The sequence below is a fragment of the Polaribacter vadi genome (assembly GCF_018861005.1).
Classification (GTDB): Bacteria; Bacteroidota; Bacteroidia; order Flavobacteriales; family Flavobacteriaceae; genus Polaribacter; species Polaribacter vadi_A.
This window is the reverse complement of sequence record NZ_JAHKQL010000001.1, coordinates 118,217-135,506: the sequence shown is the minus strand read 5'-3', so window position 1 is coordinate 135,506 and position 17,290 is coordinate 118,217. Positions and strand designations below refer to the sequence as shown.

Below are 17,290 nucleotides of genomic sequence, written 5' to 3'. Positions count from 1 at the left end.
AACGCTGATTTTGTTTTTCCGTTTTTCCTTCGCGAAACGCTCTGGACATGTATCTATTATTGATTTTTACATCAAAAAATAGGGTACCCTACTCTATTTCGGGTTGCAAAAGTACAAAAAACTTTCGGTTTAACAAAATTAAACCGAAAGTTAATATTCTAATACTTAAACTTTAATCTCAACTTCAACACCACTTGGTAACTCAAGCTTCATTAAAGCATCAATAGTTTTCGAAGAAGAACTATAAATGTCTAACAATCTTTTGTACGCAGCTAATTGAAATTGCTCTCTAGATTTTTTGTTTACGTGTGGAGAACGTAAAACTGTAAAAATCTTTTTATGTGTTGGTAAAGGTATTGGTCCGTTTACAACAGCACCAGTACTTTTTACGGTCTTTACGATTTTTTCAGCAGATTTATCTACTAAATTATAATCGTAAGACTTTAATTTTATTCTAATTTTTTGACTCATCTTATATTATTTAGTCGATTAACCTTTAGATTTTGCAATTACTTCTTCAGATACATTTGAAGGAGTTTCAGCATAATGTGAAAATTCCATTGTAGAAGTTGCTCTACCAGAAGACATAGTTCTTAAAGCAGTAACATAACCGAACATTTCTGATAACGGCACTAATGCTTTCACAACTTTAGACCCATTACGATCACTCATATCGTTAACTTGCCCTCTTCTTCTATTTAAATCTCCAACAATATCTCCCATATTTTCCTCAGGAGTTAATACTTCTAACTTCATCAAAGGCTCCATAATTTTAGCTCTAGCAGCTTTTGCAGCAGCTTTGTAACCTAATTTTGCAGCTAACTCAAAAGATAATTGATCAGAATCCACTGCGTGGAAAGAACCATCTTTTAATGTTACTTTCATTGAATCCATCTCATAACCTGCTAAAGGACCATTCTTCATTGCTTCTTTGAATCCTTTTTCTACAGAAGGCACAAACTCTCTAGGAACATTACCACCTTTAATAATAGATTCAAATTGTAATCCTTGAACACCTTCATCAGCTGGCTCCATTGTAAATACAATATCAGCAAATTTACCACGACCACCTGATTGTTTCTTATAAACTTCTCTATGATCTGCAGCAGCTGTAATAGCTTCCTTATATTCTACTTGAGGTTGACCTTGGTTAACTTCTACCTTAAATTCACGCTTTAAACGATCTACAATTACATCTAAGTGTAATTCACCCATTCCAGAGATAATAGTTTGTCCAGAAGCTTCGTCAGAACGAACTGTAAAAGTTGGATCTTCTTCAGCCAATTTACCTAAACCAATACCTAATCTATCAACATCGGCTTTCGTTTTAGGTTCAACAGCGATACCAATTACTGGATCTGGAAAATCCATAGATTCCAACACAATTGGATGCTTTTCATCAGTTAAAGTATCTCCTGTTTTAATAGATTTGAAACCTACAGCAGCACCAATATCACCAGCTTCGATATAATCAATTGCATTTTGCTTATTAGCATGCATTTGATATATACGAGAAATACGTTCTTTTTTAGCTGAACGATTGTTTAGCACATAAGAACCTGCATCTAAACGACCTGAATACGCTCTAAAAAATGCTAAACGACCTACAAAAGGGTCAGTTGCAATTTTAAATGCTAAAGCAGCAAACGGCTCCTTTACATCCGGCTTACGCAATTCTTCTAAACCAGTATCAGGGTTTGTCCCCACAATACCTTCTTTATCTGTAGGAGATGGTAAATAACGACAAACAGCATCTAACAAGAACTGAACACCTTTATTTTTAAACGCAGATCCACAAATCATAGGAATGATAGCCATATCCATTACAGCAGCTCTAAGTGCAGCATGCACTTCTTCTTCTGTAATTGAATCTTCATCTTCCATAAATTTCTCTAAAAGATTCTCATCATAACTTGCTACTTCTTCAATTAAAAGTGCACGATACTTACGAGCTTCTTCCTTCATATCCTCAGGAATATCGATAACATCGAATGTTGCTCCTTGAGTTTCGTCATGCCATACAATAGCACGATTCTTTACTAAATCAATAACACCTTTAAACTCATCTTCGTCACCAATATTTAAAACGATTGGCACTGCGTTTGATTTTAACATGTCTTTTACTTGTTGACAAACACCTAAAAAGTCTGAACCTTGACGATCCATTTTGTTAACAAAACCAATTCTTGGCACTTTGTAGTTATCTGCAAGTCTCCAGTTAGTTTCAGATTGTGGCTCAACACCATCAACAGCTGAAAATAAGAAAACTAAACCATCTAATACACGTAAAGATCTATTTACTTCTACAGTAAAATCAACGTGACCAGGAGTATCAATTATATTAAAGTGATACCCTTTAGTATCTGGTGTTTTTGCTCCATTTTCAATTGGAAATTCCCACGTACAAGTTGTAGCTGCAGAAGTAATTGTAATACCTCTTTCTTGCTCTTGCTCCATCCAGTCCATAGTTGCTGCACCATCATGTACTTCTCCTATTTTATGAGAAACACCTGTATAATACAAAATACGCTCTGTAGTTGTAGTTTTACCAGCATCAATATGTGCTGCAATTCCTATATTACGAGTAAATTTTAAATTTCTAGCCATTATTATTAAAATCTAAAGTGTGAGAATGCTTTATTGGCTTCTGCCATTTTATGTGTATCTACTCTTTTCTTAACAGCAGCTCCTTCTTCTTTAGCCGCAGCTAAAATTTCAGCAGCTAAACGCTGTGCCATAGTTTTTTCGTTTCTCTTACGAGTATACAAAATCATCCATTTGATAGCCATAGATACTTTACGATCTGGTCTAATTTGCATTGGAATCTGGAATGTTGCACCACCCACTCTACGAGATCTTACTTCTACATGAGGCATTACATTAGATAAACCTTCTTTCCAAATTTCTAAGGCTGTTTTTTCTTCTCCTTCACCTTTTCTTTCCTCTACGATATCCATTGCATCATAAAATACTTTAAACGCTACTGACTTCTTACCACTCCACATCAAGTTATTCACGAAACGTGTTACTAACTGATCATTAAACTTTGGATCTGGTAATAAGACTCTTTTTTTTGCTGCTCTTTTTCTCATGTCTTTACATTAAAAAAGTTACTAATTTTACTTTTTTGGGCGTTTTGCACCATACTTAGACCTACGCTGAGTTCTTCCCTCAACACCTGCTGTATCTAATGCTCCACGTACCACGTGATATTTAACACCTGGTAAATCTTTTACCCTTCCACCTCTAACTAATACTATCGAGTGCTCCTGTAAGTTATGTCCTTCACCTGGAATGTATGCGTTTATCTCATTACCATTTGTCAATCTAACTCTGGCAACTTTACGCATTGCTGAATTAGGTTTCTTTGGTGTTGTAGTATAAACACGAGTACAAACTCCACGTCTTTGAGGACAAGACGACAAAGCAGCCGATTTACTCTTCTTAGTTATTTTGGTTCTTCCTTTACGAACTAATTGTTGAATAGTTGGCATACTAAATAATTACTGTTTTTCGTTTATAATTAAACTTTGCTCTTTTTTAAGAGTCCGCAAATGTACGAATATTTTCTAATTATTCAAATATCAGTGAGTTATTTTTTGTTAATGATTTTTTATTCATAGTTTTTTATGAATTTAAATTACATTTGAACTACATATCACAATCATATTGAAACTAAAACAATCTACATATTTAATAACTTTTTTTACTTTTCTTATAATAAATGATTTTTTAGCACAAGAGTTATTAATAAAAATTATTCCTATAGAAAAAAGAGAACTCTCAACAATACAACAATTAGAATATCAAAAAAAACACGATGATTCAGTTTCCATTTTTAAAGAGATTGATAAAATATCTGAACACCTAAAAAATATTGGATATTTTACAAATACCATAGACAGTATAAAAAAAGAAAAACAACACTACACAGTTTGCATTTCTCTAAAAACTAAAATCGAAAAGGTGATTATAAAAACACATCAATTTTCTGATTTAGTTTTAAAAGACAATAATATAGATAGTGGAACTATTTCAATTCAAATTAGAGAATTAAAAACCGTACTTTCAAATATTACTAAGAAACTTGAAAAAGATGGCAAATCATTTTCAAAAGTTCAATTAAAAAATATTGTAATAAAAAAAGACATCTTATATGCGGATTTAGATGTTAATCAAACTAAAAAAAGAACCATCAATAAAATAATTATAAAAGGATATGAAGATTTCCCTAAATCTTATTTGAAAAATTATTTTAAAATCAAAACCAACACTCTATTCAATCAAAAAAAATTAAAACAAATATCAAACAACTCTAAAAATCTAGACTTTATAAAAGAAGTAAACCCTCCTGAAGTTTTATTTACAAAAGATTCTACTTATATATATATGTATCTTAAAAAATTGCAAAAAAACAGTTTTGACGGTATTGTAAATTTTGCATCTCAAGAAGATGGTGGTGTTTTACTTAATGGTAACATAGACTTTAAACTACATAATATTTTAAACAGTGGAGAAAAATTTGAACTATTTTGGAATAGTATTGGAGATGAAAGACAAGAATTAAAACTTAGTACAGAAATACCATTCATTTTCAATTCTAAATTAACACCTTTAATATCTCTATCCATTTACAAACAAGACTCTACTTTTTTAAACACAAATTTTGACTCAAAATTATTCTACAACATCAACCCAAACGTTAAAATTGCTGCAACATATTACTCAGAATCATCGGAAAACCTAATTGAATCAACAAACAATAACATAGAAACATTTAAAAGTGTTTTTTTCGGTATTGAAATCAATTACAGAATCGCAAAAAATGATTATTTTTTTAATGATAAGTTTTCTTTTAAAATTAACCCCACGTTTGGGACAAGGAAGTATGATAATACTTCAACAAATCAAATAAAGATTAAAACATCAGCCACTTATATTTGGGACATAAACCAAAGAAACAGTTTCTACATAAAAAACACATCAGGACATTTAAACTCTAACACCTATCTAGACAATGAATTTTTTAGACTAGGAGGCGCAAACTCAATAAGAGGTTTTAACGAACAGAGTATTTTTTCACCTAGTTTTAGTTTTTTTAACACAGAATATAGATTTTTAACAAATAAGGAATCCTATTTATATACAATAACTGATTTAGGTTATTTAAAGTTAAATTCTACTTACCAAAATTTCTTAAGCATAGGTCTAGGTTATTTGTTTACTATTAATAAATCTCAGATAAAAATAAGCACAGCTATAGGCAAAAAACCCCAACAAAACCTGAATATTAATGAAAGTAAAATCATTATTAATTGGAAAACCAATTTTTAACTTTTCTCTAAAAAAGTTAAAAAAAAGAGAAAAATTCTTTTTAAACTGTCTTAAAAATTAAAATGATATTATTAACAGAACTTTATTGGTATATTAACATTAATTAACAAAATATTGGTTTTTTTCTGTTAATTAATTGTTTTTTTAAGTTTAATTTAAGACTTTTGGCACTAATTAATTCAAATAATTATACAAATGAAGACAAAGTTTAATGGAATTTTAACGCTTTTTTTAGCGTTGGTGGTGCAAATTTCTTTTGCGCAAGAAAAAACTATTTCTGGAACTGTTTCTGATGAATCAGGTGCTTTACCAGGAGTAAGTATTTTAATTAAGGGTACCAATAAAGGTACAGACACAGATTTTGACGGTAAGTATACTATTAAAGCGAACACTGGTGATGTTTTAGTTTTTAGTTACCTAGGTTATGAGTCTGTAGAAAAAACAATTGGATCTAATAGCACTATTAATGTAACTCTTACAGAAGGTGGTGAGATATTAGATGAGATTGTAATTACAGGGGTTGCTGGTGCAACTAGCAGAAAAAAACTTTCTGTAACTGTAAATAAAATTAGTGAAAAAGACTTAGAGAACATTCCTACTACTTCTGCAGCAAATGCTTTGCAAGGTAAGGTAGCTGGGGTTACTGTAACAAACTTTGGTCAACCTGGTCAAGGAGCAACAATTCAATTAAGAGGTGCTACAAATATTTTTGGTAGTCAATCTCCGTTAGTAATTGTAGATGGTGTAATTGTAGAAAATGGTTTACAAGACATTAACTCTGATGATATTGCTTCTTACGAAGTTGTAAAAGGAGCTTCTGCTTCTGCACTTTATGGTTCTAGAGCAGGTAATGGTGTAATTGTAATTACAACTAAAAAAGGTAAAATTGGTAAAATGCAAGTTACTTTAAAAAGTGAAGTTGGTATTTCAAAGTTAAATAGTTTTATCGACTTAAATAACTCACATCACTATCAGTTAGCATCAGATTGGCAAAGTGCACAGGGTGTTTACACTAAATATGCTGGAGTAACTTACCCAAGTGATTATAATGGTTCTAATTATCAAAATGTATCTGGAGCTAGATTAGAAGAAGATGACAGAATTGCAGACAACCCTTATGGAATTTACTACAATAATCAAGATCAATTCTTTGATTCTGGTATAAACAAAAATTTATACGCTTCTGTATCTACAGCAACAGAAAGTTCAAATTTATTTTTATCTATTGAAAAAAATAATGTAGCTGGTATTTTAAAGAACACTGGTGGTTATGAAAGAAATGGGGTAAGACTTAATGGTGAATTTAAAATTAATGAATGGTTAAAAATTAGTTCTAGAAACCAATTTGTACGTTCTTTTGACAACACTCCAGGTGGAGGAACAGGTGTTTTCTTTGATGTATCTGTTATGGATCCAGATGTAAATTTAAATGCTCTTAACCCTGATGGACAACCTTACTTATATGCTCCTAATACTTGGGCTTCTACTGTAACAAATCCATTATACCCATTATATGCAAATCCAGAAAACAGAAACGATGTTAAATTTTCTAGTGCATTATTAACAAACGTTAAATTTACAGATTGGTTAAATTTAGACATCGAATATGCTATTGAATCTGTAGATAGTAGATTAAAAGATTATACACCAACAACAACTTGGACAGGTGGTGGAACTAGAGCTGACTTATTTGCAACTTACTCTGTAGGTAGTTATTTTATTAGTTCTTATAGAAATACTTCTCAAAAATTACAAACAACTCTTAATTTTAGAGAAAGTTTTGGTGATGACTTAACACTTACTGGTAAATTAAGTTATTTATTAGAGAATTCTGATTATGAATATTACTATGGACAAGGTAACACAGCTGTTGCAGGTGGTAGAACAATATCTTTAGACAATTACACAGATACATTTGTAGGTTCTGATGAAAATAATGCAGTAACAAACAACTACTTTGCTATTTTAGGAATCGATTATAAAGATAGATATATATTTGATGGAATGTATCGTATTGACCAATCTTCATTATTTGGTGAAAACCATAGAACAAATGACTACTTTAGAGCATCTGCAGCTTATCGTATTTCTAAAGATGTAGATATTCCTGGTATTCAAGAATTAAAAGTACATGCTGCTTATGGTACTGCAGGTCAAAGACCTCAGTATAACTGGCAATACACTAGAAGAAATATCTCTAATGGTATACCTTCTACTTCTCAAACAGTTGGTAATCCAGATTTAAGACCATCTACAACTACTGAAAAAGAATTTGGTTTAAATGTTGACTTTTTAGATAGATTTCATTTAGAAGGAGTTTATTCTAATGCAAAAACAGAAGATCAATTTATGTTAGTAGATTTATTTGCTCCATCTAGCGCTGGTTCGAATCAATTTCAAAACATTGGTACAGTAGAATTTAGCACACTAGAACTTGTTTTAGATGCTAAAATCGTTAATACTGCAGATTTTAAATGGAATACTGGTGTAGTTTTCTCTACAACAACTAATGAGGTTACTCAATTAGATATTAGTCCAAGAATTGAAGGACCAACAGATGGTGAAATTTTTAGACTAGAAGAAGGTGTAGAATTTGGTACTATGTATGGTAGAGATTTTGTAAGAAGTTTAGATCAAATGGCTGCACAGTTACCTACAGGTATGGATATTAGTGATTATGTAGTTAATGCAGATGGTGTTGTTGTAGAAGCTTCTACAATTGGTACTGTTTATGAAAGTGCAATTCTTAAAGAAAACGAAGACGGTTCTACTTGGGTAGGAGATGTTGGTAATTCAACTCCTGATTTTAACATCGGTTTAAGAAACACTATATCTTATAAAGGTTTTGATTTTTATATGCTTTGGGACTGGAAACAAGGTGGTGATTTATACAACAGAAATGGCCAATGGTTAACAAGAGATAATAGACACGCAATGATAGACCAAAGTGGTAAAGCAGCTGGTGAACAAAAAACTGTAAACTACTATCAAAGTTTATATGATGTAAATCAGAACAATGGTTTTTGGGTAGAAGATGCTAGTTTTGTTAAACTAAGAGAAGCTTCAATTTTCTATACTCTTGATAGTGACAAATTAAAGAATGTTGCAAACGGTTTCTTTAATTCTTTAAGAATTGGTTTAACAGGTAACAACCTTTTAACTTTTACAGACTATTCTGGTTGGGATCCTGAAGTTCAACTTTATGATGGTGATACTTTCCAATATTATGCAGTAGACTATGGTGTATATCCTGTAAGTACATCTTATACATTATCAGTAACATTAAAATTTTAAATTTTTAGAAAAATGAAAAAAATAAATTTATACATAATGCTAGTTTTCACAATTGTTTTTTCAAGTTGTGAGGATTTAAGCACAGACGTAGCAGTAGATTATACAGAAAACCCTACTTCTGCAGAATTAGCTACTTACGGAGCAGCTAATACCTTTTTTCAGAATTGGTATAATACAGTAAATTCATACAATGGACCTGGTTTAGCATTAACAGGTATGGCAGATGCTGGTACTTGTTCTTGGGGTAACCAAGGTATGAGAGATACCTCAAGTGAACCAAGAGTAGCATGGAACAATGAAACTACTTATGGTAATGCTATAGCTACTACAGCCTACTTTAATTCATTATATAATAACATTAATGATATTAATGCTTTAATGGCTAAAACTATAGCTGATGGAGATGATCCAAATGATCCTTCTCCAAGAAGAACTGAATCTATTACAAGATTTTCTCAAGCAGCTACTATAGGTTCTGTAGCTTTGGTTTTTGACCAAGTTTGGTTAAAAGATGAAAATGGCCCAATAAATGAAGGAAACTCAGTAACTCCAGAGGTTGCTTTAGAATTTTGTCTAGAAAAAATAGACTTAGCAATTGCAATTGCTGAAAGTAATAGTTTTGAAGTACCAACTAATTTTGTAAATGGACTGACTTTAACTAGTACTCAGTGGGCACAATTTTTAAACTCTTTTGCTGCACGTTTAATGGTAAATATGCCAAGAAACGCAACAGAAAGAGCAGCTGTAGATTGGGCTAAAGTTTTAGCATACACGAACAAAGGTTTAAGTTATGATTTAAATGTTACTTCTGATGGTTGGACAACTTGGTTTACAGAATGGGTGTACTATCAAATTTACCCAGGTTGGGGTAGAACTGACATGAGAGTTATTAATATGTTAGACCCTAATACTCCTGATTATTTTACAGAAGCTTCAGGAGTTTACCCAGAAAGCTCTAGTGATGACAGCAGATTAGCAACAGATTTTGAATACTTAACAAGTCAAGATTTTATTGCTTCTAGAGGGGTTTACCACTACTCTACTTATAGACACTCTAGATTTGATGCACAAGCACATGGTTCTAACTGGACAGGTGCTACACCAGAAATGTTAAAAGCAGAAAATGATTTGTATAAAGCAGAAGCACAATACAGAACAGGAGATTTAGCTGGTGCTGCAGCTACAATTAATGCTGGTAGTAGATCTTTAAGAGGTAATTTACCTGCAATTGGTGCAACTGCATCAGAAATTGAAGAAGCTATTCATTATGAAAGAATTATTGAATTAATGAATTCTGGTATGGGATTAGCATTTTTTGAAATGAGAGGTAAAGATTTATTACAAACTGGTACTCCTTTACATTTCCCAGTTCCTGGAGAAGTATTACAATCTGGAGGTTTTGAAATTTATACTTTTGGAGGTACTACAGGTGTAGCTGGTGAAGATTATTCAACTGGTGGTTGGAGATAATAAAAAAATAAAATATATAAATTATGAAGATTAATAAATTTTTAAATATAAAATCATTAGCAATATTAGCATTAAGTTTAGTTGTTTTAGTTGCTTGTAATGATGATGAAGATTTTGGAACTGATGCTGACAAGATAGTTGCTAAAATATTCGATTTTTCTGGACCGACTTTAGTAAGTTTGGATGAAGTAGATGAATTTTCTGTGACACCTAGAGCAGGATCTACTTTTGTTTGGGAAGTAACAGGTGCAGAAATGCAGGTTATTGAAGGTGCTACTCACAAAATTAATGTGAACTACAACCAAATTGGTGTTGCAACAGTATCTGTTTATGAAGTGGCTGCTAACGGATCAACTTCTGAAGTTTCTTCTCAAAATGTAGATGTATTACAACTATGTAGTTGGAGTGTAGAAATGAACGATACTTGGGGTGATAGCTGGAATGGTGCAGAGTTACAAATAACTTTTGATGGCGCTGTTGATTTAGCTCCAGTTGTAATGGCTTTAACTGAAGCTGATGCAGGTTATAAATTAGAATCATTTTCAGCTCCTGTTGGTTATGATATGACAGTTACATTTGTATCTGGAGATTATGATGAAGAAATATCTTATTCAATATTTGATGCTTCTGGAAACACTGTTTATAGTGTAGGTGATTTTACTTATAGCATTATACCTCCTGCTGGTGTAGTTTATACTACTACAGTAGTTTGTCCATAAATAAATATATATTAATATATATTTTTATAAACCACCTCTTTTTGAGGTGGTTTTTTTATTATATAATACCTTACATTTGCAATATGATTACAGAAACTACAAACATATTTGGTATTAGAGCAATTATAGAGGCCATAGAAAGTGGATCTACAATTAACAAGGTATATTTACAAAAAGGCTTAAGAGGAAACTTATTTTATGAATTAGACAAACTAATAAAACAAAATAAAATTGCTACAAGTACAGTTCCTGTAGAAAAATTAAATCGATTATCTAAAAACAGTAATCATCAAGGTGCAGTTGCTCAAATATCTCCAGTAGAATTTTATGATTTAGAAAAACTAATTGAATCTACTTTAGAAAAAGGTGGTACTCCCCTATTTTTATTGTTAGATCAACTTTCTGATGTACGTAATTTTGGTGCAATTATTAGAACAGCAGAATGTACAGGTGTAAATGGGATTATCATTCAAAAAAATGGAAGTGCACCAGTAAACGCAGAAACTATTAAAACTTCTGCAGGTGCCGCTTTTAAAATACCAATATGTAAAGTTGATCATATAAAAGATGCTATATTTCTATTACAAGCATCAGAAATAAAAACTGTGGCAGCTACTGAAAAAACAGAAGATTCTATCTTTGATATTGACTTTAAACAACCTATAGCTATTATTATGGGGTCTGAACATAGAGGTGTAAATCCATCAATATTAAAAATGGTCGATTATAAAGCTAAACTTCCTCTTTTAGGCGAAATAGCTTCTTTAAATGTTTCTGTTGCCTGTGGTGCATTTTTGTACGAAACTGTAAGACAAAGATTACAATAAATTAATAACACCTATTTATATCTAAGCATTAACACTTCTTTATTAATTTTTTAACAGCTATTTAGCGCTTAAAATTGATTAAGTGATTCAATAAGTTGTAGTTTTATACTAGATTTTAATCTTAAAAAATAAAAATATGAGCGTTATTAGATTAGGTGATACAGCACCAAATTTTACTACACAGTCTTCTTTAGGAGAAATAAATTTTCACGAATGGTTAGGTGATAGTTGGGGTATCTTATTTTCGCATCCAGCAGATTATACTCCTGTTTGTACAACAGAATTAGGTACAGTAGCCAAATATAAATCAGAATTTGAAAAAAGAAATGTAAAAACCATTGCATTAAGTGTAGATGGTGTTTCATCTCACCAAGGTTGGATCAAAGACATTAACGAAACACAAAATACAGAAGTAGATTTTCCTATTATTGCAGATGAAGATAAAAAAGTTTCTACTTTGTATGATATGATTCATCCCAATGCAGATAACAACTTAACTGTAAGATCTGTTTTTATTATTGATCCTGATAAAAAGGTAAAGTTGATAATTGTGTATCCTGCATCAACAGGTAGAAATTTCGAAGAATTATTAAGAGTAATAGATTCATTACAATTAACAGCTTATCATAAAGTTGCTACACCAGCAAACTGGAAAAACGGTGAAGATTGTGTAATTTCTCCTGCTGTAAGTAATGAGCAAATTCCAGAATTGTTCCCTAAAGGACACAAAGAAGTTAAACCTTATTTAAGGTTAACACCTCAGCCGAATTTGTAAATAGCAATAGTATAATAAAAATAGAAAGGACATCAATCAAGATGTCCTTTTTTTAGTACCACTATTCTACTCTTCTAATTTTTCGTTTTCATCATCTAAAACTGGCGGAACAAAATTTCCATTTTCATCAAACATAGTATCAAACTCAGTTTCTGTAAATTGATGTTCTTGTTTAACAATTCCTTTATTTTTAAATAAAAAAGCAAAAACTAATCCTACAAGAAAACCCGATAAATGTCCTTCCCAAGACATACCATCTTTAATTGGCAAAACATACCAAATCATACTTCCGTAGAGAAAAATAATAATTAAAGAAAGTGCTACCAATCTAAAGTGTTTTTTTATCATTCCACTAAAAAAAACAAAACTAAACAGTAAATACACAATTCCGCTTGCGCCTATATGATAAGATTCTCTGGCAATACACCAAGTTAAAAATCCAGAGAAAAAACCACCTAATAACAAAACCTTAAAAGCAACATCTTTATAAAAGTAAAAAAGACTGGTTAATAGCACAAAAAGAGGTATAGAATTATTAAAAAGATGACTTGTATTACTGTGGATGAAATGTGTTAAAAAAACCCCTTTAAAACCCTCTAAAGTTCTAGGATAAACACCTAATTTATTAAAATTGAAATCAAATTGAATTTCTACCCAATAAATAAACCAAATAAACACCACATATACAACTGGTACTAAAAAAATTGATTTTGATATTTTAAGTTGATTCTCTTCGTTCATCAAAATAAAAATAACAATAATCTAACCAAATACTAATTTTGCAAATTCTGTCAGAAATCTTTATTATTTTTACTTTATGAATGAACCTTTGGCAGAAAGAATAAGACCTAAAACGCTCGATGATTATATTAGTCAGCAACATTTGGTAGGTAAAAATGGTGTTTTAACCAATTTAATTAAACAAGGCATTATACCGTCTTTGATTTTATGGGGACCTCCAGGAATTGGCAAAACAACACTTGCAAACATAATTGCTAAAGAATCTAACAGACCTTTTTACACTTTAAGCGCTATAAGTTCTGGAGTTAAAGATGTAAGAGAAGTAATAGAAAAAGCAAAAAAAAGTGGAGGATTGTTTACTACAAAAAACCCTATTTTATTTATAGATGAGATTCATAGGTTTAGTAAATCGCAACAAGATTCGCTTTTAGGAGCTGTAGAAAAAGGTTGGGTTACTTTAATTGGGGCTACCACAGAAAATCCGAGTTTCGAGGTGATTCCTGCCCTTCTTTCTCGCTGTCAGGTTTACATTTTAAATTCTTTTGATAAAAATGACTTAGTTGCTTTATTACATAGAGCAATGGAAAAAGACGAAATTTTATCAACCAAAAAAATTACACTTTTAGAAACAGATGCACTTTTACAAGTTTCTAGTGGAGATGCTCGAAAACTTCTAAATATTTTCGAATTGTTAGTTTCTAGTGATGATGAAATTGAAATTACCAACAAACTGGTTTTAGAAAAAATACAGAAAAATACAGTTCGTTACGACAAAACTGGAGAACAACATTATGATATTATTTCTGCATTTATAAAATCGATACGTGGTAGTGACCCAAATGGAGCTGTATATTGGTTAGCAAGGATGATTGAGGGTGGTGAAGATGTAAAATTTATTGCAAGAAGGTTATTAATTTCTGCATCCGAAGATATTGGTAATGCCAACCCAACAGCTTTAATTTTAGCGACAAATACCTTTCAGGCTGTTTCTGTTATTGGTAATCCAGAATCTAGAATAATTTTGAGTCAGTGTGCTGTGTATTTGGCAAACTCACCAAAAAGCAATGCTTCTTATCTTGCTATAGATAATGCTTTAAATTTGGTTAAAAATACAGGTGATTTATCTATTCCTTTACATTTAAGAAATGCGCCTACAAAATTGATGAAGGATTTAGATTATGGCAAAAACTATAAATATTCGCACGATTATCCTAATAACTTTGTAGCTCAAGAATTTTTACCTGATGAAATTTCTGGAACAAAAATTTACGAACCAGGTAACAATTCTAGAGAAAATCAATTTAGAGAAACTTTAAAAAATAGATGGAAAACGAAATATAATTATTAGAATTTAACCAGGTATTCTTCTTTTACTAATTGATCATTTTTATAATATTCTGCAACCCAATTATCACCTTTTTTAGTAAGTGTACCATCTTTCCCTTTAATGATAAAAACATCACTATTATTGGTTTTTAAGATGATAAAAACAACTTCTGGTTTCAAATTAACCAATTGAAATCCGTTATTTTTTGGCTGAGCGTATAAAACTGGTGCTGGTTTAGCAGTTTTTACAATTTCTGCTTTTGTTGGTTTATCAACTTTAATTATTTTTTCTTCTTTCGGTTTTTTTACAACTTTAGGCACAACTGTTACTGGTTTTGATACTTCTTTTACAGGATGATGAGCTGGTTGAATTACTTTAGGTGTTAAAACTGAATTTGGATTATAAGTATATTCAAAATCTTCCATAGATTCATAAGCCTTTCTTATGGCATCTTGATGACTTTTTTTGAAATCTTTTAACTTACTTCTACCAACTTGAGATTTATAAACCACTTTGTTTGTGCAATCTTTAATTTCTATATAACTTTTGGTAGAAAGCATATTAGACTCGTCTTTTACTGTTGCAAACAATGCCAAACATCTATTTTGACTAACTTCTGTAGGAATAGATTCATTACTTAAAAAAACTTTGAATCCTTTTTTCTTTAACAAAAACTTAGTTAATGAACTGGTTTGATATTCATCTACTTCTTTTAAACCTTCGAACTTTTCATGAACAATAATGTATTGATATTGATCAAAATTATATTCTTGACTATAAATAGAAATACTTATAAATAAAAGAATAGTAAAGCTTATTTTTTTTATCATTTTTAATTAAATATTAAATTTATACCTAGTTGTAAAGATACACTATTTGATGATGAGAGGTTTTTGTAAGATAAAATATTATCGAACATGCCATAAAAATTAACTTTACCTAATTGCATAGAAAGTCCTGCTCCAAGGTTAGCATATGAAATATCATCTACAGTATATGTAAATTTAGTGTGTATTTTATTAGACAATGATTTTTCATAAAATGCTGTTAGCGCCAACTGTGGTCTTAGAGGTCTAAAGACACTAAAAAGTTGTACACCAATTGCATCTGTATAAAAATCTTTGTAACGATTATCATAACATACTTTACTTCTTCTCTGTCCAAAACTATATTTTACAGCAGCATTTAATTTAGTGGGTCTCCAGGAAATATAAGTATCTTGATTATCTGTTCTTGGTAATTCTTCATTAAAACGTTCATCAATTTCTCCCCAATAATTTACGTTATCATCACCAAAAAGAAAATTAACACCTTCAAAAACAAAATCGCCTTCTACATTAGTTGTTTTAACATTTTTAGAATAAGAAACAAACCCAAGATCTAAAATACTACCAGAAAACTCTAATTGAGGGGATACTTTGTATGTAAAACCAGCATCAAAACCTAGACCTAAATTACCTGCCAAAAAAGTATTTTTAACGTATTCATCTATATCTTTATTATACCTATCTGTTTCTGCATTTACAAGTCCAGAAGTTCTGAAGGTAGCATTTATGCTATTAAAGTAATGGGTATATAAATTATTTGCACCCTCTACTGTAGTAAAAGTACCTGCATTGTTATTAGATTCTAAATTTAATGAGGCTGAGTAAATTTTAAATCGACCACCAATGGTTAATTTTTCATCTACTTTTTTTGATATTCCAAAATGTAAAACTCCCAAAACATCTAATTTGTATTGAATTTGAGATACACTAAAACTTCTATTCAAATGAGCACTATTACCTTGGCTATATAAATCGTATACATCTTTAGCATAATACCCAATACCATCAACCTCTTCATAAAAACCAAAGCTTAAATTTATTTTATCATTTAAACGATAACCACCACTAAAAACTTCTAGTTGTGTGTTTATTTTTACAAAATCTTGTGTCGTTAATTTATTAAAGGCTGATGCAATTTTATCATTTATATTAATATTATCTCTTGCAAATAGGTCTGTTAAAACTAAACCTGTAGACCCAATATCTGTAGAAAAACCAGATAATAATGGAATACCTACATAATATTTATAATTGGTTTCTGCTGCAGGATTTAATAGTTGAGTTTGTGGCAACTCTGCAAAATTGTACAAGACTTGTTTGTTTTGAGCTACAGTTTTATGAATACATAAAATCAGTAAAAAAAATAAAAGTTTTTTCATCTTTAAAAATCTGATTCTACAAATAAGGTTACAGAAGATTTAAACTCAAACTCACTTGTATCTAAAGGATTCATTTGAGTACCTGTATCTTCTAAAAAAGCTCTAAACCGTACTTTTGTAGCACTTAAAATATTTGGATTGGTCGCAATAACAATATCTTCTTCGTAAGGTGGAGGATCTACATCTCCACTTTCTACAATTATTGGTGCAAATGAGTAAATTGCGATATTATTAGCATCCAAAAAATCTACTTGTATCATTGCATCTCTATCAAACTCATTTTTAAATTCTGCATTAAAAACCATTTTAACTACATTCTTCCTAAAGAAAGAGTTTTCAAAAACAATAAAATCTGTAATATCTTCTCTGCTATTTTGTTGCACTCCATTTTCATCAAAAAATTGTATAGGTGAAACTTTAAAATAGGTTAAGGAAGATGTTAAAACAGGTTTAACTACATAATCATCTAACTGATTAAAATCTAGACTTTCTGCACAAGAAGTAAAGACAAAAAAACTTAATATAAAGTATATTAATTTGGAGAATCTCATAAATTTTAGGGGAAATTTCTAAATGTTGTGTTTAAAACAAAACGAA

15 protein-coding genes are annotated in these 17,290 nt (G+C 30.7%); 7 read left to right on the top strand and 8 right to left on the bottom strand.

Features of this window, described 5'->3' with window-relative positions; all coding sequences use genetic code 11:
• Nucleotides 1-165: 165 nt before the first annotated feature.
• From rpsJ to rpsL, 4 genes are read right to left on the bottom strand one after another with little or no spacing between them, the layout of a single operon-like run.
• Nucleotides 166-471 (bottom strand): 30S ribosomal protein S10, encoded by a 306-nt coding sequence (gene rpsJ, locus KO506_RS00520; RefSeq protein ID WP_068363283.1) that lies wholly within the window; start codon nt 469-471, stop codon nt 166-168.
• A gap of 18 nt (nt 472-489) precedes the next feature.
• Nucleotides 490-2,607, bottom strand: a complete 2,118-nt coding sequence (fusA, locus tag KO506_RS00515) for an elongation factor G (RefSeq protein ID WP_215992969.1) — start codon at nt 2,605-2,607, stop codon at nt 490-492.
• Between the two features lie 5 nt (nt 2,608-2,612).
• On the bottom strand, nt 2,613-3,092 hold the full coding sequence (rpsG, locus tag KO506_RS00510) for a 30S ribosomal protein S7 (RefSeq protein ID WP_068363273.1): 480 nt from the start codon (nt 3,090-3,092) through the stop codon (nt 2,613-2,615).
• Nucleotides 3,093-3,119: 27 nt separating this feature from the next.
• The gene (gene rpsL / locus KO506_RS00505; protein WP_018943587.1) at nt 3,120-3,494 is read right to left on the bottom strand and encodes a 30S ribosomal protein S12; all 375 of its coding nucleotides are present in this window, start codon (nt 3,492-3,494) and stop codon (nt 3,120-3,122) included.
• Between the two features lie 175 nt (nt 3,495-3,669).
• Between rpsL and KO506_RS00500 the strand changes: the two genes are divergently transcribed.
• From KO506_RS00500 to KO506_RS00475, 6 genes are all read left to right on the top strand, one after another.
• A complete protein-coding gene (locus tag KO506_RS00500; protein WP_215992968.1) occupies nt 3,670-5,334 on the top strand; it encodes a POTRA domain-containing protein in 1,665 nt (554 codons plus the stop codon).
• Nucleotides 5,335-5,529: 195 nt separating this feature from the next.
• Nucleotides 5,530-8,628: a SusC/RagA family TonB-linked outer membrane protein gene (locus tag KO506_RS00495; protein ID WP_215992967.1), complete on the top strand. Its 3,099-nt coding sequence runs from the start codon at nt 5,530-5,532 to the stop codon at nt 8,626-8,628.
• Between the two features lie 12 nt (nt 8,629-8,640).
• Nucleotides 8,641-10,098, top strand: a complete 1,458-nt coding sequence (locus KO506_RS00490) for a hypothetical protein (protein WP_215992966.1) — start codon at nt 8,641-8,643, stop codon at nt 10,096-10,098.
• Nucleotides 10,099-10,121: 23 nt separating this feature from the next.
• A complete protein-coding gene (locus KO506_RS00485) occupies nt 10,122-10,817 on the top strand; it encodes a hypothetical protein (RefSeq protein WP_215992965.1) in 696 nt (231 codons plus the stop codon).
• 83 nt (nt 10,818-10,900) lie between these two features.
• Complete coding sequence (rlmB, locus tag KO506_RS00480; protein ID WP_215992964.1) at nt 10,901-11,644, top strand: 23S rRNA (guanosine(2251)-2'-O)-methyltransferase RlmB; 744 nt, start codon at nt 10,901-10,903, stop codon at nt 11,642-11,644.
• A gap of 136 nt (nt 11,645-11,780) precedes the next feature.
• Nucleotides 11,781-12,419, top strand: coding sequence for a peroxiredoxin (locus KO506_RS00475; RefSeq protein ID WP_215992963.1), 639 nt, complete (start codon nt 11,781-11,783; stop codon nt 12,417-12,419).
• A 66-nt stretch (nt 12,420-12,485) separates the two neighbouring features.
• On the opposite strand, the gene KO506_RS00470 is transcribed toward KO506_RS00475, so the two are convergent.
• Nucleotides 12,486-13,160 (bottom strand): rhomboid family intramembrane serine protease, encoded by a 675-nt coding sequence (locus tag KO506_RS00470; RefSeq protein ID WP_215992962.1) that lies wholly within the window; start codon nt 13,158-13,160, stop codon nt 12,486-12,488.
• A 76-nt stretch (nt 13,161-13,236) separates the two neighbouring features.
• Between KO506_RS00470 and KO506_RS00465 the strand changes: the two genes are divergently transcribed.
• On the top strand, nt 13,237-14,508 hold the full coding sequence (locus KO506_RS00465) for a replication-associated recombination protein A (protein ID WP_215992961.1): 1,272 nt from the start codon (nt 13,237-13,239) through the stop codon (nt 14,506-14,508).
• Here KO506_RS00465 and KO506_RS00460 read toward each other — a convergent pair.
• Genes KO506_RS00460 through KO506_RS00450 form a run of 3 tightly spaced genes read right to left on the bottom strand, consistent with a single transcriptional unit; the run spans nt 14,505 to nt 17,244 of the window.
• On the bottom strand, nt 14,505-15,317 hold the full coding sequence (locus KO506_RS00460) for a hypothetical protein (protein ID WP_215992960.1): 813 nt from the start codon (nt 15,315-15,317) through the stop codon (nt 14,505-14,507). The genes KO506_RS00465 and KO506_RS00460 overlap by 4 nt on opposite strands.
• A gap of 2 nt (nt 15,318-15,319) precedes the next feature.
• Nucleotides 15,320-16,693: a DUF5723 family protein gene (locus KO506_RS00455; protein WP_215992959.1), complete on the bottom strand. Its 1,374-nt coding sequence runs from the start codon at nt 16,691-16,693 to the stop codon at nt 15,320-15,322.
• Between the two features lie 2 nt (nt 16,694-16,695).
• Complete coding sequence (locus KO506_RS00450) at nt 16,696-17,244, bottom strand: hypothetical protein (RefSeq protein WP_215992958.1); 549 nt, start codon at nt 17,242-17,244, stop codon at nt 16,696-16,698.
• Nucleotides 17,245-17,290: the final 46 nt, after the last annotated feature.